Origin of the sequence: Microbacterium sp. SYP-A9085 (assembly GCF_009649635.1) — a bacterium.
Taxonomy (GTDB): domain Bacteria; phylum Actinomycetota; class Actinomycetes; order Actinomycetales; family Microbacteriaceae; genus Microbacterium.
The window spans coordinates 238,011-260,785 of sequence record NZ_WJII01000001.1 but is presented as its reverse complement, the minus strand read 5'-3'; the positions used below and the strand labels follow the sequence as shown (position 1 = coordinate 260,785).

21 protein-coding genes are annotated in these 22,775 nt (G+C 71.8%); 15 read left to right on the top strand and 6 right to left on the bottom strand.

Annotated elements, in window-relative coordinates; translation table 11 throughout:
- Positions 1–81 precede the first annotated feature (81 nt).
- Together aceB and GH740_RS01300 are read left to right on the top strand one after the other, a co-directional pair.
- Positions 82–1,683, top strand: a complete 1,602-nt coding sequence (aceB, locus tag GH740_RS01305; protein WP_153744304.1) for a malate synthase A — start codon at positions 82–84, stop codon at positions 1,681–1,683.
- Positions 1,684–1,773: 90 nt separating this feature from the next.
- On the top strand, positions 1,774–2,796 hold the full coding sequence (locus GH740_RS01300) for a magnesium and cobalt transport protein CorA (RefSeq protein ID WP_367640247.1): 1,023 nt from the start codon (positions 1,774–1,776) through the stop codon (positions 2,794–2,796).
- Positions 2,797–2,799: 3 nt separating this feature from the next.
- Here the strand turns inward: GH740_RS01300 and GH740_RS01295 are convergent, their stop codons facing one another.
- From GH740_RS01295 to GH740_RS01280, 4 genes are read right to left on the bottom strand one after another with little or no spacing between them, the layout of a single operon-like run.
- Positions 2,800–4,032, bottom strand: coding sequence for a glycosyltransferase (locus GH740_RS01295; RefSeq protein WP_153744303.1), 1,233 nt, complete (start codon positions 4,030–4,032; stop codon positions 2,800–2,802).
- The gene (locus GH740_RS01290; protein ID WP_153744302.1) at positions 4,029–4,604 is read right to left on the bottom strand and encodes a TetR/AcrR family transcriptional regulator; all 576 of its coding nucleotides are present in this window, start codon (positions 4,602–4,604) and stop codon (positions 4,029–4,031) included. Before GH740_RS01290 ends, GH740_RS01295 begins: the two co-directional genes overlap by 4 nt.
- 51 nt (positions 4,605–4,655) lie before the next feature.
- On the bottom strand, positions 4,656–5,276 hold the full coding sequence (locus GH740_RS01285) for a hypothetical protein (RefSeq protein ID WP_153744301.1): 621 nt from the start codon (positions 5,274–5,276) through the stop codon (positions 4,656–4,658).
- Positions 5,277–5,288: 12 nt separating this feature from the next.
- A complete protein-coding gene (locus GH740_RS01280; RefSeq protein ID WP_153744300.1) occupies positions 5,289–5,999 on the bottom strand; it encodes a hypothetical protein in 711 nt (236 codons plus the stop codon).
- Between the two features lie 132 nt (positions 6,000–6,131).
- Between GH740_RS01280 and GH740_RS01275 the strand changes: the two genes are divergently transcribed.
- The 4 genes from GH740_RS01275 (at position 6,132) to GH740_RS01260 (ending at position 8,411) form a co-directional block, all read left to right on the top strand.
- Positions 6,132–6,857: an RNA polymerase sigma factor gene (locus GH740_RS01275; RefSeq protein ID WP_153744299.1), complete on the top strand. Its 726-nt coding sequence runs from the start codon at positions 6,132–6,134 to the stop codon at positions 6,855–6,857.
- Positions 6,854–7,135 (top strand): hypothetical protein, encoded by a 282-nt coding sequence (locus tag GH740_RS01270; protein ID WP_216644877.1) that lies wholly within the window; start codon positions 6,854–6,856, stop codon positions 7,133–7,135. Before GH740_RS01275 ends, GH740_RS01270 begins: the two co-directional genes overlap by 4 nt.
- A gap of 18 nt (positions 7,136–7,153) precedes the next feature.
- The gene (locus tag GH740_RS01265) at positions 7,154–7,786 is read left to right on the top strand and encodes a cyclodeaminase/cyclohydrolase family protein (protein ID WP_153744298.1); all 633 of its coding nucleotides are present in this window, start codon (positions 7,154–7,156) and stop codon (positions 7,784–7,786) included.
- A gap of 106 nt (positions 7,787–7,892) precedes the next feature.
- Positions 7,893–8,411: a DUF6328 family protein gene (locus GH740_RS01260; RefSeq protein ID WP_216644876.1), complete on the top strand. Its 519-nt coding sequence runs from the start codon at positions 7,893–7,895 to the stop codon at positions 8,409–8,411.
- A gap of 17 nt (positions 8,412–8,428) precedes the next feature.
- Here the strand turns inward: GH740_RS01260 and GH740_RS01255 are convergent, their stop codons facing one another.
- Positions 8,429–9,229, bottom strand: a complete 801-nt coding sequence (locus GH740_RS01255; protein WP_153744297.1) for an aspartyl protease family protein — start codon at positions 9,227–9,229, stop codon at positions 8,429–8,431.
- Between the two features lie 73 nt (positions 9,230–9,302).
- Between GH740_RS01255 and GH740_RS01250 the strand changes: the two genes are divergently transcribed.
- Both GH740_RS01250 and helR read left to right on the top strand, forming a co-directional pair.
- Positions 9,303–10,052 carry a hypothetical protein gene (locus tag GH740_RS01250; protein ID WP_153744296.1) on the top strand — a complete coding sequence of 250 codons (750 nt, stop codon included), beginning with the start codon at positions 9,303–9,305 and terminating at the stop codon, positions 10,050–10,052.
- A 114-nt stretch (positions 10,053–10,166) separates the two neighbouring features.
- Positions 10,167–12,311, top strand: a complete 2,145-nt coding sequence (helR, locus tag GH740_RS01245) for an RNA polymerase recycling motor ATPase HelR (protein ID WP_153744295.1) — start codon at positions 10,167–10,169, stop codon at positions 12,309–12,311.
- Between the two features lie 6 nt (positions 12,312–12,317).
- On the opposite strand, the gene GH740_RS01240 is transcribed toward helR, so the two are convergent.
- A complete protein-coding gene (locus GH740_RS01240) occupies positions 12,318–13,172 on the bottom strand; it encodes an NAD(P)-dependent oxidoreductase (protein ID WP_153744294.1) in 855 nt (284 codons plus the stop codon).
- A 955-nt stretch (positions 13,173–14,127) separates the two neighbouring features.
- On the opposite strand from GH740_RS01240, the gene GH740_RS01235 reads away from it, so the two are divergent.
- The 7 genes from GH740_RS01235 (at position 14,128) to GH740_RS13985 (ending at position 22,741) form a co-directional block, all read left to right on the top strand.
- Positions 14,128–14,832, top strand: coding sequence for an L-ribulose-5-phosphate 4-epimerase (locus tag GH740_RS01235; protein WP_367640241.1), 705 nt, complete (start codon positions 14,128–14,130; stop codon positions 14,830–14,832).
- Positions 14,829–16,427, top strand: a complete 1,599-nt coding sequence (locus GH740_RS01230) for a xylulokinase (protein WP_367640239.1) — start codon at positions 14,829–14,831, stop codon at positions 16,425–16,427. The genes GH740_RS01235 and GH740_RS01230 overlap by 4 nt, the downstream gene beginning before the upstream one ends.
- Positions 16,424–17,926, top strand: coding sequence for an L-arabinose isomerase (gene araA / locus GH740_RS01225; RefSeq protein ID WP_153744293.1), 1,503 nt, complete (start codon positions 16,424–16,426; stop codon positions 17,924–17,926). The genes GH740_RS01230 and araA overlap by 4 nt, the downstream gene beginning before the upstream one ends.
- 61 nt (positions 17,927–17,987) lie before the next feature.
- Complete coding sequence (locus GH740_RS01220) at positions 17,988–19,040, top strand: nitronate monooxygenase family protein (RefSeq protein ID WP_153744292.1); 1,053 nt, start codon at positions 17,988–17,990, stop codon at positions 19,038–19,040.
- Between the two features lie 70 nt (positions 19,041–19,110).
- On the top strand, positions 19,111–20,127 hold the full coding sequence (locus GH740_RS01215) for an iron ABC transporter substrate-binding protein (protein ID WP_153744291.1): 1,017 nt from the start codon (positions 19,111–19,113) through the stop codon (positions 20,125–20,127).
- Between the two features lie 95 nt (positions 20,128–20,222).
- On the top strand, positions 20,223–21,680 hold the full coding sequence (locus tag GH740_RS01210; protein ID WP_367640236.1) for an ABC transporter permease: 1,458 nt from the start codon (positions 20,223–20,225) through the stop codon (positions 21,678–21,680).
- Positions 21,677–22,741: an ABC transporter ATP-binding protein gene (locus GH740_RS13985; RefSeq protein ID WP_153744290.1), complete on the top strand. Its 1,065-nt coding sequence runs from the start codon at positions 21,677–21,679 to the stop codon at positions 22,739–22,741. The genes GH740_RS01210 and GH740_RS13985 overlap by 4 nt, the downstream gene beginning before the upstream one ends.
- Positions 22,742–22,775 lie beyond the last annotated feature (34 nt).

The window sequence follows — 22,775 nt, the reverse complement described above, 5'->3', positions numbered from 1 at the left end:
GCCACGCGCCGCCCGCACCCCACTCCAGCGCAGCACGGCATCGGCCGCGACGACATCCGACGATCCGAAAGGTATGAATCCATGAGCACCGACACCAACGCGCACGTGGTGGGTCCCATGCTCGACCGATTCGAGGAGGTGCTCACGCCGGAGGCCCTCGGGGTCTTGGCCGCCCTGCATCGGGAGTTCGATGTCCGCCGGCGTGAGCTCCTCGCGATGCGCCAGCGCCGGCTCCAGGAGATCGCGGCGGGTGACGTGTTCGGATTCCGGCCCGACACGGCCGCCATCCGGGACGACCCTGGCTGGCAAGTGGCGCCCCCGGCGCCGGGCCTGGTCGACCGGCGTGTGGAGATCACCGGCCCGACCGACCGGAAGATGACGATCAACGCGCTCAATTCGGGAGCCAAGGTGTGGCTGGCCGACCATGAGGACGCAAACACCCCGTTGTGGGAGAACGTCATTCAGGGGCAGCTGAACCTGCGCGACGCGATCGACCGCACTATCGACTTCACGAACAAGGCCGGCAAGCGCTACGAGCTGGGGCCGGATGCGGAGTTGGCCACGATCGTCGTGCGGCCACGCGGATGGCATCTGCCCGAGAAGCACATCCTCGTCGACGGCGAGCCGATGTCCGGGGCGCTCGTCGACTTCGCCCTGTACCTCGTGACGTGCGGGCGGGCGCAGATCGCCCGCGGACATGGACCGTACTTCTACCTGCCGAAGATGGAGAGCTATCTGGAGGCCCGCCTGTGGAACGACGTGTTCATCCGCGCGCAGGAGCTCGTCGGCATCCCCCGGGGGACCATCCGCGCCACGTGCCTGATCGAGACGTTCCCCGCCGCGTTCGAGATGGAGGAGATCCTCTACGAGCTGCGTGAGCACTCCGCCGGGCTGAATGCCGGCCGCTGGGACTACCAGTTCAGCATCATCAAGTACTTCCGCACGCGCGGCCGCGACTTCATGCTCCCGGACCGCAATTCGGTCACGATGACGGTGCCGTTCATGCGGGCGTACACCGAGTTGCTGGTGGCGACGTGCCACAAGCGCGGTGCGCACGCGATCGGCGGGATGGCCGCGTACATCCCGAGCCGGGATCCGGAAGCCAACGAAAAGGCGTTCGCGAAAGTGCTCGACGACAAGCGCCGGGAGGCCGCCGACGGCTTCGACGGCTCGTGGGTTGCGCACCCCGGCATGGTGGAGATCTGCCGCGAGGCGTTCACCGCCGTGCTCGGCGACCGGCCGAATCAGCTCGAGCGCACACGACCCGAGGTCGACGTGACGGCCGCACAGCTGCTGGACATCGCCTCGGCGGGTGGACAGGTCACCGAGGAGGGTCTGCGCGGCAACGTGAGCGTCGGCATCCAGTACCTGGAGTCGTGGCTGCGCGGCTCGGGCGCCGTCGGCATCAATAACCTCATGGAGGACGCCGCGACCGCCGAGATCTCCCGCAGTCAGGTGTGGCAGTGGCTGCACAACGACGTCACGCTCGCCGACGGACAGGCGGTGACCCGTGGCCTGGTCGAGCAGATCATCGAGGAGGAGCTGGACGCCATCCGCCGGCGGGAGGGTGATGGCTTCGCCGCCGGCCGCTGGGCGGACGCGCGGGACACGTTCACCGAGATGGCGCTGTCCGAGAGGTTCGCGGACTTCCTGACCCTGCCGGCCTACGCGAAGATGCCCTGACAAGGCTCCCCGGCGCCCGAGCCCCATCCCCCGCGTCCCCAGCGCAGGCTCGGCGCCGGGGCTCACGCCCACCGTGCCACACTGGAGCGCGTGACGGTCATGGGCAATGCCATCTACGCGGACGACGGGCACCGTGTGGCGACACCGGCGAGCCTGGATGCCACGTGGGAGGCGCTGGACGAGCACGGCGGCTTCGCCTGGATCGGCCTGTATCGGCCCGACGCGACCGAACTGGACGCGGTCGCCGCGGAGTTCGGCCTGCACACCCTGGCCGTCGAGGACGCGCTCAGCGGGCACCAGCGCGCCAAGCTCGAACAGTACGCGGACACCCGCTTCATCGTGCTGCGCCCCGCGCGCTACCTCGATCCCGACGAGCGTGTCGAGTTCGGCGAAGTGCATCTCTTCGTCGGGGCGAACTTCGTCGTGGTCATCCGGCACGCCGAGGCTCCCGACCTCGCGCAGGTGCGCGACCGGCTCGAGCGGGAACCGGAGCTGCTGGCCCGGGGACCGCTCGCCGTGCTCTACGGGATCGTCGACCGGATCGTGGACGACTACGCGCCCGTCATCGCCGGGCTCGAGAACGACATCGACGAGATCGAGGAGCAGCTGTTCACCGGGGACGCCGCCGTGGCCCGGCGGATCTACGACCTGTCCGGCGAGGTGATGGAGTTCCAGCGCGCCGTGAAGCCCCTCGCGCAGATGATCGAAGGCGTGCGCGCGCGGCTGCCGGAGTCCGACCCCGCGGGCCTGGAGCTGCGGCGCTCGTTCCGTGACGTCGCCGACCACGTCATCCGGATCACCGAGAAGGCCGACGAGCTGCGCCAGACGCTGCAGAACGCCCTCCAGGTGCATGCAACCCTCGTCGCCCAACGCCAGAACGAGCAGATGCAGCGACTGAGCGAGACGAGCCTGAAGCAGGCCGAGCAGGCCAAGAAGATCTCCAGCTGGGCGGCGATCCTGTTCGCCCCGTCGCTGGTCGCCGGAATCTACGGCATGAACTTCCACGCGATGCCGGAACTGTCGTTCCCGTTCGGCTATCCGCTCGCGCTGCTGGTGATGGCCGGCTTCAGCGTGACGCTGTACCTCGTCTTCAAGTCGCGGAGCTGGTTGTAGCGGCTAGGCCCGCTGCACCGCCCGCGGCAGTGCCTCCACCTCCGCGGCCGCCCGCGCCGCTCCGCCCGCAGCGGCGAGCTCGCCGGCGAGCCTGCGCGCGGCTTCCCCCTTCGTCCGGGCGTCGCGGACGGCCTCGCGGATGCGGGCGGGGGACAGTCTCGACGACGGGAGTTGCACGCCGGCGTCGCTGACCTCGACGCGCCGCGCGACCTCGTGCTGGTCGCGGCCGAACGGAACCGCGACCACCGGCACGCCTGCAGCGAGCGCCTTCTGCGTCGCTCCCATCCCGCCGTGCGTCACAACGCACACCGCCCGCGGCAGCACGGCCGCATGCGACACCCATCGTTCGACGCGGGCGTTGGCCGGGATCTCGAAGGCGGTCGGATCGCCGGCCGGCTGCGTGGCGATGACGAACACGTCCTCGTCGCGCAGGCCGTCAAGGGCCGCCTGGATCAGGGAGCCGTCGTCCTGGAACTCCGACGACGTCGTGACGAGCACTATCGGCGTGTGGATGTCGTCGAGCCATGCCGGGGCCGCCGCGGGCGGATCGAAGGAGACCGGGCCGACGAGCCGGTACGAGGCCGGCCAGTCGGTGCGGTGGTACTCGAACGGCTCCGCGGTCAGGTACAGCGTGAGCGGCGCGCGGGTGAAGATGTCCCGGACGGTGCGGGTGGGCGGGACGCCGACGCCGCCGCGCACCGTGTTCAGCGGGGGCGTCATCGAGCGTTCGACGCCGCCGATGACGATCGGGCCCAGGAGCCGGTCGCGCAGCCGGCCGGCGATCCCGCGCGCGGGTCGAAGCCCCGGCCCGAACGGCGGGATGCCTGCGCCGGGGAACGGCGCCGGGTACGGCAGGAACGTCGCCCACGGCAGCCCCGACTTCTCAGCCGCCGCCGCGGCGCCCCAGCAGTTGATGTCGACGATGAGGATGTCGGGGGCCTCTGCGGCGATCGCCGCGCGCAGGTCGGGGACCTCGATGCCCGCGCGGACCACGAAGACCGCGGTGCTGCGCTTCACTGAGCCCAGCGCCGTCTTCGCGCGGTAGTCGTCCTGCTCGATCGCCTCGATGCGCGGATCGATGGCGGCGGCCGTGAAGCGGCACGCGCGCGCGGTGTCCACGCCGGCCGCGAGAGTGCGCACGGCGACCTCGTGGCCGCGGTCGCGCAGCGCGATCAGGATCGGCAGCAGCGGGAACAGGTGGCCTCGCGAGGGCGAGGTGTATGCCAGGATCTTCATGTCAGAACTCCTTCGACGAGTCCTCGGATGGCGTCCTCGGTGAAGCGGCGCGACAGCCCCGTCTGGCGGCGCAGCAGGAACCACGTGTACACGTCGCACGCGGCGACGAGCTGGGCGTGCAGGATGTCGCGATCGTCGGCCGCCTCGAGCCAGGGCTGGAACACCCGCGAGACCCAGGCGTCGTGATACGACCGCCCGAAAGCCGTGATCTCGGCGAACACCGGAATCCGCAGCTCCTGCCGGAGAACCTGCATCACTATGTCGCCGAACTGCTCGTAGTGGTCGATCAGCACGCGCAGCGCGGCCGCGGTATTCCCGGCCGGAGCGGAATCCCGCTGCGGGACCACCTGGTCGCCCAGCCGCCCGGCGATCGCCCGGACGAGCCCTTCCTTGGACCCGAAGCGGCGCAGCACCGTCTGCACGGTCACCCCGGCATCCGCCGCCACGTCGTCGAGCATGACCTCGTCGTACGCCTGTGCTGTCAGCCGAGCCTGCGCGGCCGCGAGGATCTGGGCCCCGGTAGCGGCGACCGCGTCCGCGCGAGCCCGCATGCGGTAGCCCCGCGATTTCATGTTAATCAGATTAACGCTGAATCGCGGGGCCCGCAAGAGGAGGAAATGCCGTCAGTCCAGCCCCCCTGAGGGCCGGCTGCTGACCCACCGGAACCGTCCGAGGTGCGGGTGCAGCAGCCGGTCCAGTCCCCACGTGCCGCCGGCACCGACCACGGCCAGCAGTGCGAAGACGAGGATGTAGATGGGCGAGGCGCCGACATCCGTCGAGCCGTCGCCGTACGGTCCGCCGAACCCCTCGCCGGTCGACCAGATCAGCAGCGACACGACGGCGCCCGCCAGGCACACGGCGTTCGTGAAGGCGCCGCTGAGCAGGCCGACGGCGATGGATGTCTCGGCCAGCGCGAGCGAGATCGCCAGGCCCACCGGGAACGCGTCCGCCACGCTCATCCAGCCGTCGATCCACCCCTGGACCAGCGGCGGCTGGCCGACGGCGGCGTCGCCGAGCGTGTCCATGAGGGCGTACGCAGCGAACGACGGCAGCCACTTCAGCGCCGCATCCACGGCCCAGATCACGCCGAACGCCATCCGCACCACCGCTATCGCCCGCGCTTCGCGGGCCCGGAGGTAGTGCCCGCCCGAGGCGGCACGGCGGCCGGGAGTGATGTCGGCCCCGGCGGACGTGACGTCGCCGGCGGGTCGGGGCGCGGATTCCTGCAGCAGCTGCGTGGCCATGATCGTCGCCGCTCAGCGGAACTGCTTGGGGAACTGCCGGATGATGCCGTCGGCGAGCATGTCGGCCATGTCCTGCATGTGGTGCTCGGCGACGCCGTAGTCGGCGATCGCCTTCGTGTAGTCACCGGCCAGCGCGTCCGACGCGTATGCGACGGTCTGCGTGATGTGCGTGCGCATCATCTCCTCCATGTCGCTCTTGCGCCAGCGCGGGTTGGCGGAAGCGAGGAAGTCGCCGATCTCGGTCGCGTTCGCGTACCAGGCGTCGAGGGATGTCTTCAGCCCGGCCCTGTCTCCGGCCTTCGCCGCCGTGAGCACGGGAACGGCCTCCTCGATGTGCGTCTTCAGGAGAGCGGTGAGCCGGTCGCCGGCCGTGTCGCCGTAGAACGGACGGATAGCGTCTCCGATGTCGGCCTGATTCTGCAGCAGCCGCTGCAGTGTCGGACCCAGTGCGGGGGAGCCCTCGGCGAAAGCGACCACGGTCGCGTACGTCCATTCCATGTGCTGGGCCCACAGGTGCGCCATCGCGGTATACATGGCGACCCGCGCGTCGGCATCCGACCCCTTGTGCATCTGCGACATGTCCATGGCGCCGACGGCGATCGGTGCGGCCTCGGCGGTGACCGAGCCGGCGGGCGCGCAACCGGCCAGTCCCAGCGTGCCCAGCACCCCGACCACCGACAGCGTGGCGACGGCGATCCCGGGACGGTTGTTGTGTGCGTACATGATCCGGTACCTCTCTGTTCGGGTGGCTGAATGCCATTACCGATCAGTGCCGTGGCGGTGCCCGGTCTTACCGGATCCGGCGGGACGAGAAATGCCTGGTAAGAACTCGCCGGCCGGTGATACAAACAGGGCATGGAGAACCGCGCCGAGGATGTGCTCGACCGGGACGAACCGCTCGACGATGACGGCGGAGTCGCCCGCGCCGTCGACCCCGTGGTGGCGTTCGAGATCGACGCGGCGCCGGCGGATCCGGACGACGACTGGATCGCGGGCCTGCACGGCGACGGCCTTGTCCGGGATGACGCCATCCGCCGACTGCACGAGCTGATGATCCGTGCGTCGCGATACAAGCTCGCGCGGATGAGCGAGGCGCGCCGCCTCGGACGTGCCCGCGCCGAGGAGATCGTGCAGTCCAGCGCCGACGAGGCGGTGATGGCGATCCTGCGCAGGCTCGACAGCTTCGAAGGGCGCAGCCGCTTCACGACGTGGGCGTACAAGTTCGCGATCCTGCACACGGCGACCGCCGTGCGCCGCGAACTGTGGACGCACGCCGAGGTCGACCTGGATGCGATCCCGCACCTGGCGTCCCCGATCGGCGACCCGCTCGCCCATGCCGAGGGCCGCGCGCTGGCGCAGGCCCTGCGCCGGGGGATCGACGAATGCCTCACACCGCACCAGCGCCGGATCCTGCTGGCGATCGTCGTGGAGGGCATCCCCATCGACGTCGTCGCAGACCGGCTGAGCACGACCCGCAACACTGTGTACAAGACCCTGCACGATGCTCGCAAGCGTCTGCGGGAGCAGCTGCAGGCTCAGGGCTTCCTGCCGCCCGCGGCCGCGGAGGAGGTGAACCGATGACCATCGAAGAACCCGGGATGCACGCCGTGCTCGCCCAGACCGCCCGCAGCTTCGAGCCGTGGATGTCCTGCGACGCCTGCTTCGACCGCTCAGACATAGTGCTCGAGGATCTCCTGGATCGCGACATCCCCCTGCCCGACTCGTTCCGCGCCCACCTGGCCGGGTGCGCGGCCTGCCGCGACGAGATGGAGACCCTCGCCGAGCTCAGCGCTGTCGACCGGGGCCTCGACCCGCACGCGGTCCGGGACCGCGTGGATGCGCAGATTGTGCAGCCCTGACCAAGGATCGGAGCAGGCATGGACTCCTCGCGGGTGCCGGCATCCATTTCACTCGCATCGTGGCTGGATCGGCTGGGCCAGCCCAGCGGGGCTCCCGGGGGCGGGGCCGCGAGTGCGGTCATGCTCGGGCTTTCGGCGGCTCTGCTGCGGATGGTCGCCGGCTACTCGTCCGATGATGCCCGCATCGCGCAATGCCGCCGCCAGCTCTCCGAGCTGAGCGTGGATGCACTCGAGGGATCCGAGGCGGACGGGGTGCAGTCGGCCGAGCTCGGGGCGGCACTGGCGCTGAACGCCCGTGATCCTGCGCGTGATGAGCGGGTCGCACGCGCCGCGATAGCGGCCGCCCAGTCGTCGGCAGACCTGGGCGAGGTCGGTGTCCCGCTGCGGGACGTGCTGCGCCTGCTCGCCGACATCGGAAACCCCGCCCTTGCGGTGGACCTGGCCGTCGCCGCCCAGGCGCTCGTGGCCGGCACGGCCGCGGCATCCATCAACCTGCATTCGGACCTCCGGCTCGCCCGTGCGCATGACGTCGAGGACCGACACGGCGAGGACCTCCGCGCGCTGGATGTCGCGGCCGAACGACTCGTGGGGCTGCACCGGGACGCACAGGCGCTGGCGGACGTTCTCGCCGCGGCGTTCGCGCACGGGTGAGGATGATCGACATCCACGGGTCCGGTCAAGCCCCTGGCGGCGGCCGCGCGCCGATGCCACCATGTGTCCGAGTCCGCGGCGGACGCGGCCCGCGGAGGGAGGATGCATGAGCGGTGCCGATGCCCCCGGCGACCAGGAGAAGTCGTCGGCGCGCGAGGACGTCTCCGACGGGCGGGACGAGACGTCCGCCGAGCGCGCCGACCGGAACTGGCTCGAGATCGTGCAGGAGCTGCGGGTGACCCAGACCGGGACGCAGATCCTCGCCGGATTCCTGCTGACGGTGGCGTTCCAGTCCACGTTCGCGGACCTGCCCGTCCACCAGCACGTCACCTACCTCGTCCTGGTGCTGCTGGCGGCGGCCACCACGACTCTCGGCTTCCTGCCGGTGAGCCTGCACCGCAGCATGTTCCGCCGGCATGAGAAGGCGCGGCTGGTGACCCAGGCCGACGTGATCCTGAAGGCCGTGCTGGTCCTCGTGAGCCTGCTCACCGCCGGCGTCGTGTTCTTCCTGTTCGACGTCGCCACGACGCTGCCCATCGCGGTGGCCGTCGGAATCGTCGTCGCACTCGGAATGGTGGCCGTGCTGTTCGTGTTCCCGCTGCTGAGCAGCCGCCGCCGTCGCTGAGGCGCACGGGCCGGTCGTCAGACGCGGTCGAGGAATCCCCACATGCGCAGGCTCAGGTCCACGGCCCAGTCCGCCTGCACGATGACCGGATAGCCCAGGATGATGCTGAACGCCGGATCGCCGGGGCGGGCGAGCCCGCCGATCGGTGCGGTCGCCGCCACCGATCCGGAGAACCGACGGCCACCGATCTCGCACGGCGCCATCCGCACCTGCGACGTCTGGCCGGTGCGCCCGTGCGCATCGATGCCCGCCCCGGCTGTGCCGGTCGGCGCGAACAGCTGCGGATGCGCGGCGGCGAACGCGGTGTCGACGACGGTGATGCTCGCGCCGGTGTCCCACACCGCCGCCGCGGACGCGCCGTCCCACTCCACCGTCACGAACGGATGCCCCCGCGAGGACTGCGCGAGCGGGCGCCAGCGGTCGACCGCAGCCTGCTGATCGAGCTCGAGCACGCCGGCCGCCGCGCGCACCCCCAGCCGATGCCCGCGCAGGACGTCCAGGCCCAGGATCGCCGCCGGCCCGTCGGCGTCGCCGTCGGAGACATCCATCGTCACATCGCGCGCCTGGATCGGCCCCAGCGTGAGCGACGGCACCCGCGCCCGCCGGGCGATCCCGGCCGCCCCGAACACGCCGCGTGACCCGCTGTCGCCGGCGTCCACGGCCCACGCGTCGGTGCGGGCGCTGCGGCGCACACGGCTGCGCGACCCGCCCGTGTCCAGCAGGAACTCCTCGTCCGCGCCGTCGACGGCAGCCATGACGAACATCAGCGCCGTGGCCGGCTCGTCGTCGGGCCGGACCACCAGGGGAACGGATGCCACGGGGCCACCCTACGTCCGTGCCCCGCCGCCGATCGGGTATGTCCGCGCGGGGACCGCGGTGGGACCATGGACCATGGCGACACAGGCCGACTCCGCCGGGACCGGCGGCGCGGGAGACGCCGATGCGGCGCTCGCCCGGAGGCTCCAGATCCTCGCGACCGAGCACTGGGGGCTGCTCGCCGCACGCAGCACCGCGCAGAGCGAGGTGCTCACGCGGATCACCATCTATCTCACGCTCGTGTCGGCGGGGCTCGTCACGGTCGGGCTGCTCGGCCAGGCCAGCCACTTCGCGGCGTGGTTCGCAGTCGCCGCCCTCGGCATCCTCGCGTTCCTGTCCGTCGTGGGACTGCTGACCCTCATCCGCGTGCTGTGCGTGTCGGAGGAGGACTTCATGTACGTCGTCGCGATGAACCGGATCCGCGGCGCGTACGCCGAGATCGATCCCGCCGCCGCGACAGCGTTCCTCGCCTCGACGCACGACGACGAGCTGGGGATGCGGGTGACGTATTCGTTCCTGCGGCACCGCAGCGGATTCGAGCAGGTGCTCGGCTCGTCCTCGATGCTCAGCATCCTGGTCACGGCGTCGGTGACCGGGATGTTCTGCGGCGGCCTGTGCGCGGCGCTCGGTGCCCCGGGGGCCGTCGCCGTCGCAGTGGGGATCGTGGTGGGCGCCGTCGTCACCGCCGTCACACTGTGGTACATGTCGAACCGGTTCCTGGCGGTATGGCACCGCTACCGCCCGCTGCGCCCGAGTGCGGGGCCGCCGCCGAACTGGCTGAACCCGCCGCGGGACTGGGTGCGCGCGCGGGGCACAGACGCCTGAAGGATGCCGCGCTGCGACATCCTTCCCTTCCCATTGTATCCAGCGGGTGGGGGCTTGCGGCAAGGGCCCCCGTCGGGTGCAGAATCGTCGTTCCGCCCACCCTGCAGGAGTCTCATGCCCGCGACATCCGTCGACGTCTTCGCCCTTCCAGCCCGATTGGCAGCCAAGGCCGCCCCCGACCTCATCGACGACGACCGCCATCGGTTCTCGGCGATCTCCGCCCGGATCGCCGACGAGGTCGCCGAGCTGGACGAGCGCCTCGCCGCCAGCCTGGCCACGCCCGCAGGGCACGGCCAGTACGCGATCGAGCGGGACGTCGAAGTGCGGCGTCTGCAGTCGCGGCTGCGGATGCTGCGCCGCTTCCGGCTGGACATCTGCCTCGGGCGGATGGATCCCGCGGGCGGTGATCCCGTCTACATCGGCCGAATCGGCCTGGCCGATGCTTCCGGGGCTCGGCTGCTGGTCGACTGGCGCGCTCCCGCGGCCGCCCCGTTCTTCGCGGCGACCGCCGCCGACCCGATGGGGCTGCGCGCCCGCCGCCGCTACCGGTGGAGCGCGGGCCGGGTCAGCGACTACTGGGACGAGGTGTTCGCGCCCGACGCGGGCGCCAGCACCATCGCACTCGACGACCAGTCCGCGTTCATCGCGAGCCTCGGCGCGAGCCGGTCACCGCGCATGCGGGACGTGCTGGCCACTATCCAGTCCGATCAGGACGCCATCATCCGCGCCCCGTCGCACGGCGCGCTCGTCGTCGCCGGCGGACCCGGCACCGGCAAGACCGTCGTCGCCCTGCACCGCGCAGCGTACCTGCTGTACGCCGACGCGCGGCTTTCCGGCGGCGGCGGGGGAGTGCTGTTCATCGGGCCGCATCATCCATATCTCGCGTACGTCGCGGATGTGCTGCCGGGCCTCGGCGAGGACGGCGTGCAGGTGTGCACGCTCGCCGACCTCGTGCGAGAGGGCACGGATGCCGCGCCCGAACCGGATGCGCGGGTGGCGCGGTTGAAGGGGGACGCGCGCTGGGAGGATGCCATCGAGCGCGCGGTGCGGTTCTACGAGGAGCCGCCCACCGCGGACACGCTCGTGCACACGCCGTGGGCGGACGTGCGGCTCAGCGCCGACGACTGGGCAGACGCGTTCGATGCTGTCGAGCTGGGGACCGCGCACAACGACGCCCGCGATCAGGTCTGGGAGTCGCTCGTGGCGATCCTGCACGAGCGGCTCGGCGACGCCGACGTGCCGTTGCGGCTGCTCCGGCAGGCGCTTGGGCAGGACGAGGGTCTGGCCCGCGTGTTCGGTCGCGCGTGGCCGCTTGTGGAGGCATCCGTCGTCGTCACCGACCTGTGGACGGTGCCCGCGTTCCTGCGCCGCTGCGCACCGTGGCTGACCGGCGACGAGGTGCGGATGCTGCAGCGGGACGCCGACGCCGCGTGGACCGTCGAGGACCTGCCGCTGCTGGATGCCGCGCGCCTGCGCCTGGGCGATCCGCGCGCCGGGCGGGTGCGGCGCGAGCGGGCGGCCGAAGCGGCCGCGCAGCAGGCCTACCGGGCGGACATCGCCGACGACCTGATAGCGACGGCCGACGACGGCGAGGACCTCGTCTCGATGCTGCGCGGCGACGACCTGCGCAACGCGCTGGACGACGAGACCGGCTTCGCCCGCCTCGATCCCGACGCGCTGGCCGGTCCGTTCGCGCACGTCATCGTCGACGAGGCGCAGGAGCTCACCGACGCGCAGTGGCAGATGCTCGTGCGGCGGTGCCCGCAGCGCTCGTTCACCATCGTGGGCGACCGCGCGCAGTCCCGGCGCGGGTTCGGGCCGTCGTGGGCCGACCGCCTCTCGGGAGTCGGGATGCGGCACGTGCGCGAGATGTCGTTGACGGTGAACTACCGCACTCCGCGGGAGGTGATGGATGCCGCGGCCCCCGTGATCCGCGCGGTGCTGCCGGATGCCGACATCCCGACGTCCGTACGGGTCACCGGCATCCCGGTGCGCCGTCGCCCGGCCGTCGACCGCGACCCGGTCCTCGACGCGTGGCTCGCCGCGCATGCCGAGGGCACGGCGTGCGTGGTGGGCGATGCCCACTACACGGGGACGGACCGCGTGCTGTCACTGAGCCCCGCGCACGTGAAGGGGCTGGAGTTCGACCTCGTGCTGATCCGCGAGACGGGAACGTTCGGAGACGGTGTCACCGGCGCCGTCGACCGCTACGTCGCGATGACCCGCGCCACGCAGGAGCTCGTCGTGCTCGAGGGGTGAGCGGGGTCAGGCGTGCGCGGCGGGGTCGCGCCACGAGAAGCGCGGCTCGTAGCCGAGCAGGCGGCGCGCCTTGTCGATCGACAGCAGCGTGTCATGCACGCCCACGTCGGCCCGGCGGGGGACGCCGGGGAACACGGCATCCAGAAGCTCGTCGTTGCCGCGTGACATCACCGTGTCGGCGGCGGCCACGATGAACCGGTCGAACCCGGCGGGCGCGCGCTCGAGCGCGCGCTGTACCGCCTGCGCGCCGTCGCGCGCATCCACATAGCCCCACAGGTTCCACTTGCGGGCGCGGGGATCGTCGTCGTACGACGCGAAAGCGGCGTAGTCCTCGGGTGCCATCACGTTCGAGAAGCGCAGTGCCGTGATGGACAGCTCGGGATGCCAGCGCACGAGCTCGGTCGCCATCCGCTCCTCGAGCACCTTCACGAGCGAGTACACCGACTCCGGACGGGGCGGGTACTCCTCGTCGACGGGAACATACGGCGGCGGGACATCGAACGGCAGCCCCAGGACCGTCTCGCTGGACGCGTACACGATGCGCCGGATGCCCAGGCGGGTCGCCGCCCAGAACACGTTGAACGTGGCCGCCATGTTGTTGTGGAACGTGGCGACGTCGCTGCGGATCCCGGGCGCCGGGATCGCGGCCAGGTGCACGAGGGCGTCCACGCCGTCGTGCCGGTCGTTCACCGCGGTCAGCGCGTCCACGACCTGGCCGTAGTCGGTGAGCTCGACCTGCACGAAGCCCGGTCCGCGCGTGCCCGTGGCATCCAGTCCGATGACGTCGTGCCCGGCCGCGCGCAACTCGCGGGCGACGACGGAGCCGAGCTTTCCCGACGATCCGGTGACAGCGATCCGCATGGTTCTACCTTTCCACCCTCACTGCGTCGGGATCCACACCCGCATCGTCGACGGACCGCGATTGCCCCACTCCCGCTCTCGCTGCACGATTCGGCATCCGCTGCACGGAATCTGTGGCGCGGACGTCGAAAACCGGCGCGGTACCGTGGAGCGGTGGCGCACGGGCCGGGACTCTTCGCGCTGCGCAGGGCGCGGCGCTGCCTCGCTCGCGCTGCGCGATGCGCGGCGCTGCCTCGCTCGCGCTGCGCGATTCGACGTCCGCTGCGCGGAGTCGGTGGCGCGGATGTCGAACGGTGGCGCGCGAGCGCGCAGGGACGTGGCGCACCGGGCGGGGCGGAGATCGATAGCGCGGGTGGATACCGTCGCGAGCACGGGCAGGATGTGGTCGCGAGCACGGGCGGGATGTGGGGGCTCGCGTCGTCGACACGGGGCGCCACCCCAGCGCTCGCGCTGCACGATTCGGCATCCGCTGCAGGGAATCGGTGGCGCGGCTGTCGATTCGTGGCGCGCGAGGTACCCGCGGATGTCGAACCGTGGCGCGGATGCCGAATCGTGGCGCGGATGTCCGACGGTGGCGCGGATGTGGAACGGTGGCGCGCGAGCACGGACGGACGCGGCAGGGAGCGGACGCCGCGGTTGCACTTCGCGGGCATGCGGGGGCAGTACCCCATCGCTCCCGCTGCACGGATTCGGCATCCGCTGCAGGAAATCGGTGGCGCGGGTGTCGATTCGTGGCGCGCGAGGTATCCGCGGATGTCGAACGGTGGGGCGGACGTCGGACGGTGGCGCGGATGTGGAACGGTAGCGCGGATGTCGGACGGTGGCGCGCGAACGATCCCACGGGGCGCGCCGGCAACCGCGAAACGTTGCCGCCGCCGCGCCCCCACGAAGTGGCGCGCTGGCCAACCTGGGGTGTTACCGGTAACATAACAGACCTTGCAGATACGGAGGAACCGTGACGGATATCGATGCCGCTATCGCGGAGGTGCGCGAGGATGTCGCCCGCCTGCACGGCGAACTGGTGCGCTACGGGCTCGTCGTGTGGACCGGCGGCAACGTGTCCGGCCGCGTCCCCGGCGCCGACCTGTTCGTGATCAAGCCGTCCGGCGTCTCCTACGACGACCTCACCCCTCAGGACCTGGTCCTCTGCGACCTCGAGGGTACGGTCGTACCCAACAGCCCGGGCAGCCACCGCAGCCCCTCCAGCGATACCGCTGCGCACGCATACGTGTACCGGAATATGCCGGAAGTCGGCGGCGTCGTGCACACGCACTCGACGTACGCGGTGGCCTGGGCCGCGCGCGGCGAGCAGATCCCCTGCGTGATCACGGCGATGGCCGACGAGTTCGGCGGACCGATCCCGGTCGGGCCGTTCGCGATCATCGGCGACGACTCGATCGGCCGCGGCATCGTGCAGACGCTGCGCGAGCACCGCTCCCGCGCCGTGCTGATGCAGAACCACGGGCCGTTCACGATCGGGGCGACCGCGAAGGACGCCGTCAAGGCCGCCGTCATGCTCGAAGACGTCGCCCGCACCGTGCACATCGCCCGGCAGGGCGGCCAGCCGATCCCGATCCCGCAGGATGCCGTGGACCGGCTCTACCAGCGATACCAGCACGTCTACGGCCAGGCCGGCGACGACCGTCGGAGCAGGTCGTGACCGCCGCGGCGATCGCCGCCGGCCGCGCGATCCTCGGGATCGAACTGGGCTCCACGCGGATCAAGGCGTGCCTTGTCGGCGACGATCCCGCCGACGTGCTCGCCGTGGGCGCCCACGAATGGGAGAACGCCTACGTCGACGGGCGCTGGACATACGCACTCGAGGACGCCTGGACCGGCTTGCGCGCCGCCTACGCTGACCTCGCCGCGCAGGTGCGCAGCCGCTACGGCGTGCCGATCGAGCGCCTTCGCGCGATCGGGGTGTCCGGGATGATGCACGGCTACCTTGCCTTCGACACCGCCGGCGACCTGCTGGTTCCCTTCCGCACCTGGCGGAACACGTCGACCGGGCCCGCCGCCGCCGAACTGTCGACACTCTTCGGCCAGAACATCCCGCTGCGCTGGTCGATCGCCCACCTCCACCAGGCCGTCCTCGACGACGAACCGCACGTGCCGCACACCGCGTCCCTGACCACCCTCGCCGGCTACGTGCACTGGCGACTCACCGGCCGCCGCGTGCTCGGCGTCGGCGATGCGTCCGGCATGTTCCCCATCGACCCGGCGACCGGCGACTGGGACGACGCGCTCCTGCGCCGCTACGACGAGCTCACCGCCGGCCGGATCCCTCCGCTTCGCACCCTGCTGCCCGACGTCCGGCGCGCGGGTGCGCCGGCGGGCGAGCTCACCGCCGACGGCGCCGCGCTCCTCGACCCCGCCGGATCGCTCCGCCCCGGCGCCGTCGCGTGCCCCCCGGAGGGGGATGCCGGCACCGGCATGGTCGCCACGAACGCCGTCGCGCCGCGGACCGGCAACATCAGCGCCGGCACCAGCATCTTCGCGATGGTCGTGCTCGAGCGCCCCCTCGCGCACGCCCACCCCGAGATAGACCTCGTCACCACGCCCGCCGGCGATCCCGTCGCGATGGTGCACTGCAACAACGGCGCCAGCGAGCTCGCGGCGTGGGTGGGCATGTTCGCCCGGTTCTCCGCCGCAGCCGGCGCTCCGCTGGCCGCGGACGCCGTCTACGACGTCCTGTTCCGCGAGGCGCTCGCCGGGGACCCGGATGCCGGGGGCCTGCTCGCCTACAACCACCTCGCGGGCGAACCCATCGCCGGCACCGACACCGGGCGTCCGCTGTTCGTGCGCACCCCGGACAGTGCATTCACGCTCGCCAACGCCATGCGCGCCCAGCTGTACGGCGCGTTCGGCACGCTCGCCCTCGGCATGCGGATCCTCGTCGATGAGGGCGTCGCCCTGGAGCGGATGCATGCCCACGGCGGAATGTTCCGGACGGCCGGCGTCGCCCAGCGGCTGCTGGCGGGCGCGCTGGACGCCCCCGTCGTCGTGCGCCGCACCGCGTCGGAGGGCGGCGCGTGGGGCATCGCCGTGCTCGCGGCGTTCACGGCCGCGGCATCCGGCCTCCCGCTGTCGGACTTCCTCACCGAGCGCGTGTTCGCGGACGCCCCGACCGACGAGGTCGCGCCGTACCCGGAGGACGTCGCCGGGTTCGCCGCCTACCTGGAGCGGTACCGCTCGGGCCTGCCCATCGAACACGCCGCGATAGCGCACCTCGCGCCACGGAAGGACGCCCCATGACCCTGTCCACCTCCCTCGACGGCTACGAAGTGTGGTTCGTCACGGGAAGCCAGACGCTGTACGGCGAGGAGACCCTCCGCCAGGTCGCCGCGCAGTCGCGGGCCGTGGCATCCGGCCTCGAGGGCCTTCCGGTCACCGTGGTGTGGAAGCCGGTGCTCACCGACGCCGACGGCATCCGCCGCCTCGCCCTGGACGCGGACGCGCGTGACGACGTGATCGGCGTGATCGCCTGGATGCACACGTTCAGCCCTGCGAAGATGTGGATCGCGGGCCTGGATGCGCTGCGCACACCGCTGCTGCATCTGCACACGCAGGCGAACGTCGAGCTGCCGTGGGCCGACATCGACTTCGACTTCATGAACCTCAACCAGGCCGCGCACGGCGACCGCGAGTTCGGGTACATCCAGACCCGCCTGGGCGTGCCGCGCAAGACCGTCGTCGGGCACGTCTCGAACCCCGCCGTGCGGCAGCAGATCGAACAGTGGCAGCGTGCGGCGGCAGGCTGGGCGGCCGCGCGGTCGCTGAAGCTCGCCCGGTTCGGCGACAACATGCGTTACGTCGCCGTCACCGAGGGCGACAAGACCGAGGCCGAGCTGCGATTCGGCGTGCAGGTGAACACGTGGGGCGTGAACGAGCTCGCGGAGGCGGTGGATGCCGCGGCCCCCGCCGCCGTCGACGCCCTCATCGACGAGTATCTGGATGTCTACGACGTCGCGCCGGAACTGCGACCCGGCGGCGACCGGCATCAGTCGCTGCGCGACGGCGCCGCGATCGAGGCCGGCCTGCGGGACTTCCTCGAGGCGGGTGGGTTCGGCGCCTTCACCACCTCGTTCGAGGACCTCGGCACGCTCACGCAGCTGCCGGGCCTGGCCGTGCAGCGCCTGATGGCGGACGGGTACGGCTTCGGCGCCGAGGGGGACTGGAAGACGGCGATCCTCGTGCGCGTCGCGAACGTGATGGGTGCGGGACGGCCCGGCGGCGCCTCGCTCATGGAGGACTACACATACGACCTCGTCCCTGGGGACGAGAAGATCCTCGGCGCGCACATGCTGGAGGTGTCGCCGGCGCTGACCACCGCCACGCCGCGGCTGGAGGTCCATCCGCTCGGCATCGGCGGCAAGGCCGATCCGGTGCGTCTGGTGTTCACGGCCGACCCCGGTCCCGCGGTCGTGGTGGCCCTCAGCGACATGCGCGACAGGTTCCGGCTCGTCGCGAACGTCGTCGAGAACGTGTCCGCGCCCGACCTGCCGAAGCTCCCGGTCGGACGCGCGGTGTGGAAGCCGCAGCCGGACTTCGCCACCTCCGCCGCCTGCTGGCTGGCCGCCGGCGCCGCGCACCACACCGTGATGACGACGGCGGCCGGGATCGAGACGTGGCGCGACTTCGCCGAGATGGCCCGCACCGAGCTGCTGGTGATCGACGCGGACACCACGGTCCGGTCCTTCCACCATGAGCTGCGGTGGAACCAGGCGTACTACCGGCTCGCGCAGGGCCTGTAACCGGGGCGATGCGCGACGTGCGGACCGCGCGCAGAAGGCCACAGGGCGTAGCGTCGGCAGTATGAGCCTGCGCGACGTGCTCGGCATCGAGCATCCCATCGTCCTGGGTCCGTTCGGCGGACTGTCCTCCATCGAGCTGACCGCCGCCGTGAGCAGCGCCGGGGGACTGGGCTCGTACGGCCTGTACGGGTACGCGCCGGAGCGGATCCGTGAGACCGTCGCCGCGCTGCGCGCCGCCACCGACCGCCCGTTCGCCGTGAACCTGTGGCTGCCCACCGGCGACGAGGTCGCCCCCGACGCCGTCGACCTCACCGCAGCCGCCGCGGCGGTGCAGCCGCTGTTCGACGAGCTCGGCGTGCCGATCCCGGACGTGCCGGCACGGTTCCTGCCACCCGTGGAGGACCAGCTCGCCGCCGTGCTGGATGCTGCGCCGGCCGTGCTCAGTGTCGTGTACGGCGTGCCCTCGCCCGAGCTCGTCGAGGCCGCGCACGCCCGCGGCATCCGGATCACCGGCACCGTCACGACCGTCGCCGAGGCACGGGCGATGGATGCCGCCGGCGTCGACGCCATCGTCGCCAGCGGCGCCGAGGCGGCCGGGCATCGGGTGTCGTTCCTCGCGCCCGCCGAGCAGTCCCTGATCGGCACTTTCGCGCTCGTGCCGCAGGTGGTGGACGCCGTCGCCGTGCCGGTCATCGCCGCCGGTGGGATCGCGGACCGGCGGGGAGTGGCGGCCGCGTTTGCGCTGGGCGCGGCGGGCGTGCAGGTGGGCACCGCGTTCCTTCGCACCCGGCAGTCGGCGGCACCCGAGGCGCACCGGCAGGCCATCGCGGCGGCCGACGACACGACGACCCGGCTCACGCGCGCCATGAGCGGACGGCTCAGCCGCGGCATCCCGAACACGGCCGTGCGCACGATCGAGGCGGCCGGCGCCATCGCCGCGTTCCCGGCGCAGAACTGGCTGACCGGCCGGTTCCGCGCCGAAGCCGGACCGCGCAACCTCGGCGAATTCCTGTCGCTGTGGGCGGGGCAGTCCGCCCCGCTGGCGACGCGCACCGAGGCGGCCGACGTGTTCGCGGAGCTGCGGGCCGGGGTCCCGAGCGACCGCATGGTGTGACGCTCCGACCGGGGAGGTCCGAGAGTAGGTTAGGATAACCTCACCCCCGTTCGTCTTCGGAAGACCACCAATGCTCCACCGTGCCGCGATCCTGACTCTCGCCGCTGTCACCGTTCTCCTCACCGGCTGCTCCTCGAGCGCAGGCGTCGCCGCCGGGTCCGACACGCTCGTGATCTACAACGCGCAGCACGAACAGCTGACCCAGGAGTGGGCCGACGCGTTCACGAAGCAGACCGGCATCGCCGTATCGTTGCGCAACGGGGGCGACAGCGAACTGGCCAATCAGCTGGTCGCCGAGGGCAAGGCCTCCAAGGCGGACGTGTTCCTCACCGAGAACTCCCCGGCGATGTCGCTCGTGGACAACGCTGGCCTGTTCGCCACTGTGGACCCCGACACGCTCGCCGCCGTACCCGCCGCCTACCGGCCGGCCTCCGGGACCTGGGTGGGAATCGCCGCCCGTTCCACGGTCCTCGTGTACAACCCGAGCCTCATCGCCGAGAAGGACCTTCCGGCATCCCTCATGGATCTGGCGGATCCGGCGTGGAACGGCAAGTGGGGCGCGGCGCCCAGCGGCGCCGACTTCCAGGCCATCGTGTCGGCGATGCTGCAGTCACAGGGCGCCGACGCCACACGCCACTGGCTGGCCGGCATGAAGGCCGGTGCCCAGATCTACGCCAACAACATCGCCACCATGAAGGCCGTGAACGCGGGCGAGATTCCGGTGGGCGTGATCTATCACTACTACTGGTACCGCGACCAGGACGGCACGAAGGAGAACTCCGGCAACACCCGGCTGCACTACTTCGGCCATCAGGACCCCGGGGCGTTCGTCAGCGTGTCCGGCGGCGGTGTCCTCGCCTCGAGCACGCACCAGGCCGACGCGCAGCGCTTCCTGGCGTGGGTGACCGGGGAGCAGGGCCAGCGCATCCTCGGCCAGGGCTACAGCTTCGAGTATCCGGTGATAGCGGGTGTTCCGGCGCGCTCGCCGCTGCCGCCGCTGGACAGCCTGGACGCGCCCACCATCGACCCGTCGACCCTGAACGGGACCCAGGTGGTGGACCTGATGACGGAAGCCGGACTCCTCTGACCGCACTGCGCGAACCCGTCCGCCGACGACTTGGGCGCACCCGGGCACCCGGGGGCCTGGTCGTCGTCGTCGCGCTGCTGTGCGCGGGTGCGCTCGTGCCGGTGTGGTACGTGGTGCAGGCGGCGTTCGCGTATGGGGGCGGCGAGCTGGCGGCGCTGATCTTCCGGCCGCGCGCCGGCGAGCTCCTGGCCAACACCGTCCTGCTCGTCGTCCTGGTGGTGCCGTGCACCGTGGTGCTGGGCGTGGGCGGCGCATGGCTCGTCGAGCGGACGACCTTGCCCGGCGCCCGCGTCTTCGTGATCCTCCTGGCCGCCCCGCTGGCCGTGCCCGCCTTCGTCAGCAGCTACGCCTGGGGCGGGAGCATGCCGTTCGTGCGGGGCCTCGGGGGCGGAGTGTTCATCGCCGTGCTCGCGTACACGCCGTTCGTGTACCTTCCCGTGCTCGCGGTCCTGCGCGGGCTGGACCCGGCCTGGGAGGAGACCGCCCGCTCGCTCGGCCACGGACCGTGGCGCGCTTTCTTCCGCGTCGTGCTCCCACAGCTGCGCCTGGCCGCGTCCGGCGGAGCGCTCGTGGTCGGACTGCACCTTCTGGCCGAGTTCGGCGCGTTCGCGTTCATCCGCTTCGAGACGTTCACGACCGCCATCGTGGTGGCGTTCCAGTCCACGTTCGCCGGTCCGAACGCCGCGGCACTGGGCGTCGTGCTCACCGGGCTCACCGTCGTCCTGCTGGCGCTGGAGGGCGCCGTGCGCGGCCGCGGCCGCTACGCCCGGGTGGGCAGCGGCAGTCCGCGCGCCGCAACCCGGCTGCCGCTGGGCCGCGCCACGGTTCCGGCAGTGGCGGCTCTCGTCGTGTTCGCGGTGGCGGCGGTGGGCGTGCCGCTGGTGATGGTGCTGCGCTGGCTGCTGGCTGCGGGCGGACTGGATGTCGCCACGCTCGTTTCCGCCGCCGTCAGCACCGCGGCGCTGAGCACGGCGGGCGCGGTGACGGCCGTGGCCGTCGCCCTGCCCATCGCGTGGCTGTCGGTCCGGTTCCCCACCCGGGCGTCGCGTCTGCTGGAGGGAACCGCGTACCTCGCCGGGAGCCTGCCGGCGATCATCGTGGCGCTCGCCGTGGTGACGGTGTCCATCCGGCTGATCCCTGTGCTGTACCAGACCCCGGTCACCGTGATAGCGGCGTACGTCATCGTCTTCTTGCCGCGCGCCCTGGTGACCCTGCGGGCCGGCATCGCGCAGGTGCCGGTGGGGCTGGAGGAGGCCGCGCAGGCGCTGGGCGTGTCTCCGATGTGGGCTCGCGCGCGGGTCACGCTGCCGCTGCTGTTGCCGGCGCTGGGAGCGGCGGGGGCCCTTGTCGCGCTGGGCGCCGCGAACGAGCTCACCGCCACTCTGCTGCTGGCCCCCACCGGGACCCGCACCGTCGCCACGCAGTTCTGGGCCGAGGCATCCGCCGTCGACTATCCCGCGGCCGCGCCGTACGCCCTCGTGCTGGTGCTGCTGTCGATACCCGCGGTGATCATCATGTTCGCCGAGGCCACCCGAGGACGGAGCGTGCGATGACGCTGCAACTGGAGACTGTCACGAAGTCGTTCGGGTCCACGACGGTGCTCCGCGACGTCTCGCTGGAGATCCCGACCGGCAGCCGGCTCGCCCTAGTCGGTGCGTCCGGCAGCGGCAAGACGACCCTGCTGCGGCTGATGGCTGGGTTCGAGCAGCCCGATGCCGGCCGCATCGTCCTGGACGGGCGCACCCTCGCCGGAGACGGCCCCGCGGTGCCGGCGCACCTGCGCGGCATCGGCTACGTGCCCCAAGACGGCGCACTCTTCCCGCACCTGACCGTCGCGCGCAACATAGCGTTCGGGCTGGGCCGTGCCCGCCGGGCGCGTCGCCGGGTCGCCGAGCTGATGGAGCTGGCCTCGCTCGACCCCGCGCTGGCCGACCGGCTGCCGCACGAGTTGTCCGGTGGGCAGCAACAGCGGGTGGCGCTCGCGCGCACCCTCGCCATCGAGCCGAGCATCGTCCTGCTGGACGAGCCGTTCAGCGCCCTGGACACCGGGTTGCGCGCGCAGACGCGGCAGGCCGTGATCGACGTGCTGGAGCGCAGTGGCGTGACGGCGGTGCTCGTCACGCACGACCAGAACGAGGCGCTGCTGTTCGGCGATGTGCTGGGCATCGTCGCCGGCGGCACGGTGGCGCAAGTGGGTGCCCCGGCCGAGGTGTTCGACGTGCCGGCCGACCTGGACATCGCCCGCTTCCTCGGCGACGTCGTGGTGGTGCCCGCGCACCGTGTCGACGACGCGCAGGCGTGGACCCCGCTGGGCCTGCTTCCGGTGCGGCACTGCTTCGGCGACGGGGGAGCCGCCACCGGGATGCTGCGGCCCGACCAGATCCGTGTCACACCGGGAGCAGGGTCCGCGGTGATAGCGTCCGTCCGGCACCGCGGGGCGCACGCCGACGTGTGCGTTCAGGTGGCGGTGGGGGACGGGTCGACGCTCGAGCTCACCACGCGCGTACCTGCCCGCGATGCGCTGGACTACCGGCCGGGGACTCCGGCCGCCGTCGCGGTGTCGGGCGGAGTCGTCCTGTATGCCGCGCCAGCCGAGTCGCACGCCGTGCGGTAGGCACCCGCCGCAACACCGTCCGCTCGGTGACCCG

Excerpts from the sequence above, each read along its gene's own strand:
- helR (WP_153744295.1), top strand. The coding sequence starts at position 10,167 with ATGCCCGCGACATCCGTCGACGTCTTCGCCCTTCCAGCCCGATTGGCA.
- GH740_RS01290 (WP_153744302.1), bottom strand. The coding sequence starts at position 4,604 with ATGAAATCGCGGGGCTACCGCATGCGGGCTCGCGCGGACGCGGTCGCC.
- GH740_RS01260 (WP_216644876.1), top strand. The coding sequence starts at position 7,893 with ATGAGCGGTGCCGATGCCCCCGGCGACCAGGAGAAGTCGTCGGCGCGC.
- GH740_RS01250 (WP_153744296.1), top strand. The coding sequence starts at position 9,303 with ATGGCGACACAGGCCGACTCCGCCGGGACCGGCGGCGCGGGAGACGCC.
- GH740_RS01275 (WP_153744299.1), top strand. The coding sequence starts at position 6,132 with ATGGAGAACCGCGCCGAGGATGTGCTCGACCGGGACGAACCGCTCGAC.
- aceB (WP_153744304.1), top strand. The coding sequence starts at position 82 with ATGAGCACCGACACCAACGCGCACGTGGTGGGTCCCATGCTCGACCGA.
- GH740_RS01265 (WP_153744298.1), top strand. The coding sequence starts at position 7,154 with ATGGACTCCTCGCGGGTGCCGGCATCCATTTCACTCGCATCGTGGCTG.
- GH740_RS01280 (WP_153744300.1), bottom strand. The coding sequence starts at position 5,999 with ATGTACGCACACAACAACCGTCCCGGGATCGCCGTCGCCACGCTGTCG.
- GH740_RS01295 (WP_153744303.1), bottom strand. The coding sequence starts at position 4,032 with ATGAAGATCCTGGCATACACCTCGCCCTCGCGAGGCCACCTGTTCCCG.
- GH740_RS01215 (WP_153744291.1), top strand. The coding sequence starts at position 19,111 with ATGCTCCACCGTGCCGCGATCCTGACTCTCGCCGCTGTCACCGTTCTC.
- GH740_RS13985 (WP_153744290.1), top strand. The coding sequence starts at position 21,677 with ATGACGCTGCAACTGGAGACTGTCACGAAGTCGTTCGGGTCCACGACG.
- GH740_RS01240 (WP_153744294.1), bottom strand. The coding sequence starts at position 13,172 with ATGCGGATCGCTGTCACCGGATCGTCGGGAAAGCTCGGCTCCGTCGTC.
- GH740_RS01285 (WP_153744301.1), bottom strand. The coding sequence starts at position 5,276 with ATGGCCACGCAGCTGCTGCAGGAATCCGCGCCCCGACCCGCCGGCGAC.
- GH740_RS01220 (WP_153744292.1), top strand. The coding sequence starts at position 17,988 with ATGAGCCTGCGCGACGTGCTCGGCATCGAGCATCCCATCGTCCTGGGT.
- araA (WP_153744293.1), top strand. The coding sequence starts at position 16,424 with ATGACCCTGTCCACCTCCCTCGACGGCTACGAAGTGTGGTTCGTCACG.
- GH740_RS01270 (WP_216644877.1), top strand. The coding sequence starts at position 6,854 with ATGACCATCGAAGAACCCGGGATGCACGCCGTGCTCGCCCAGACCGCC.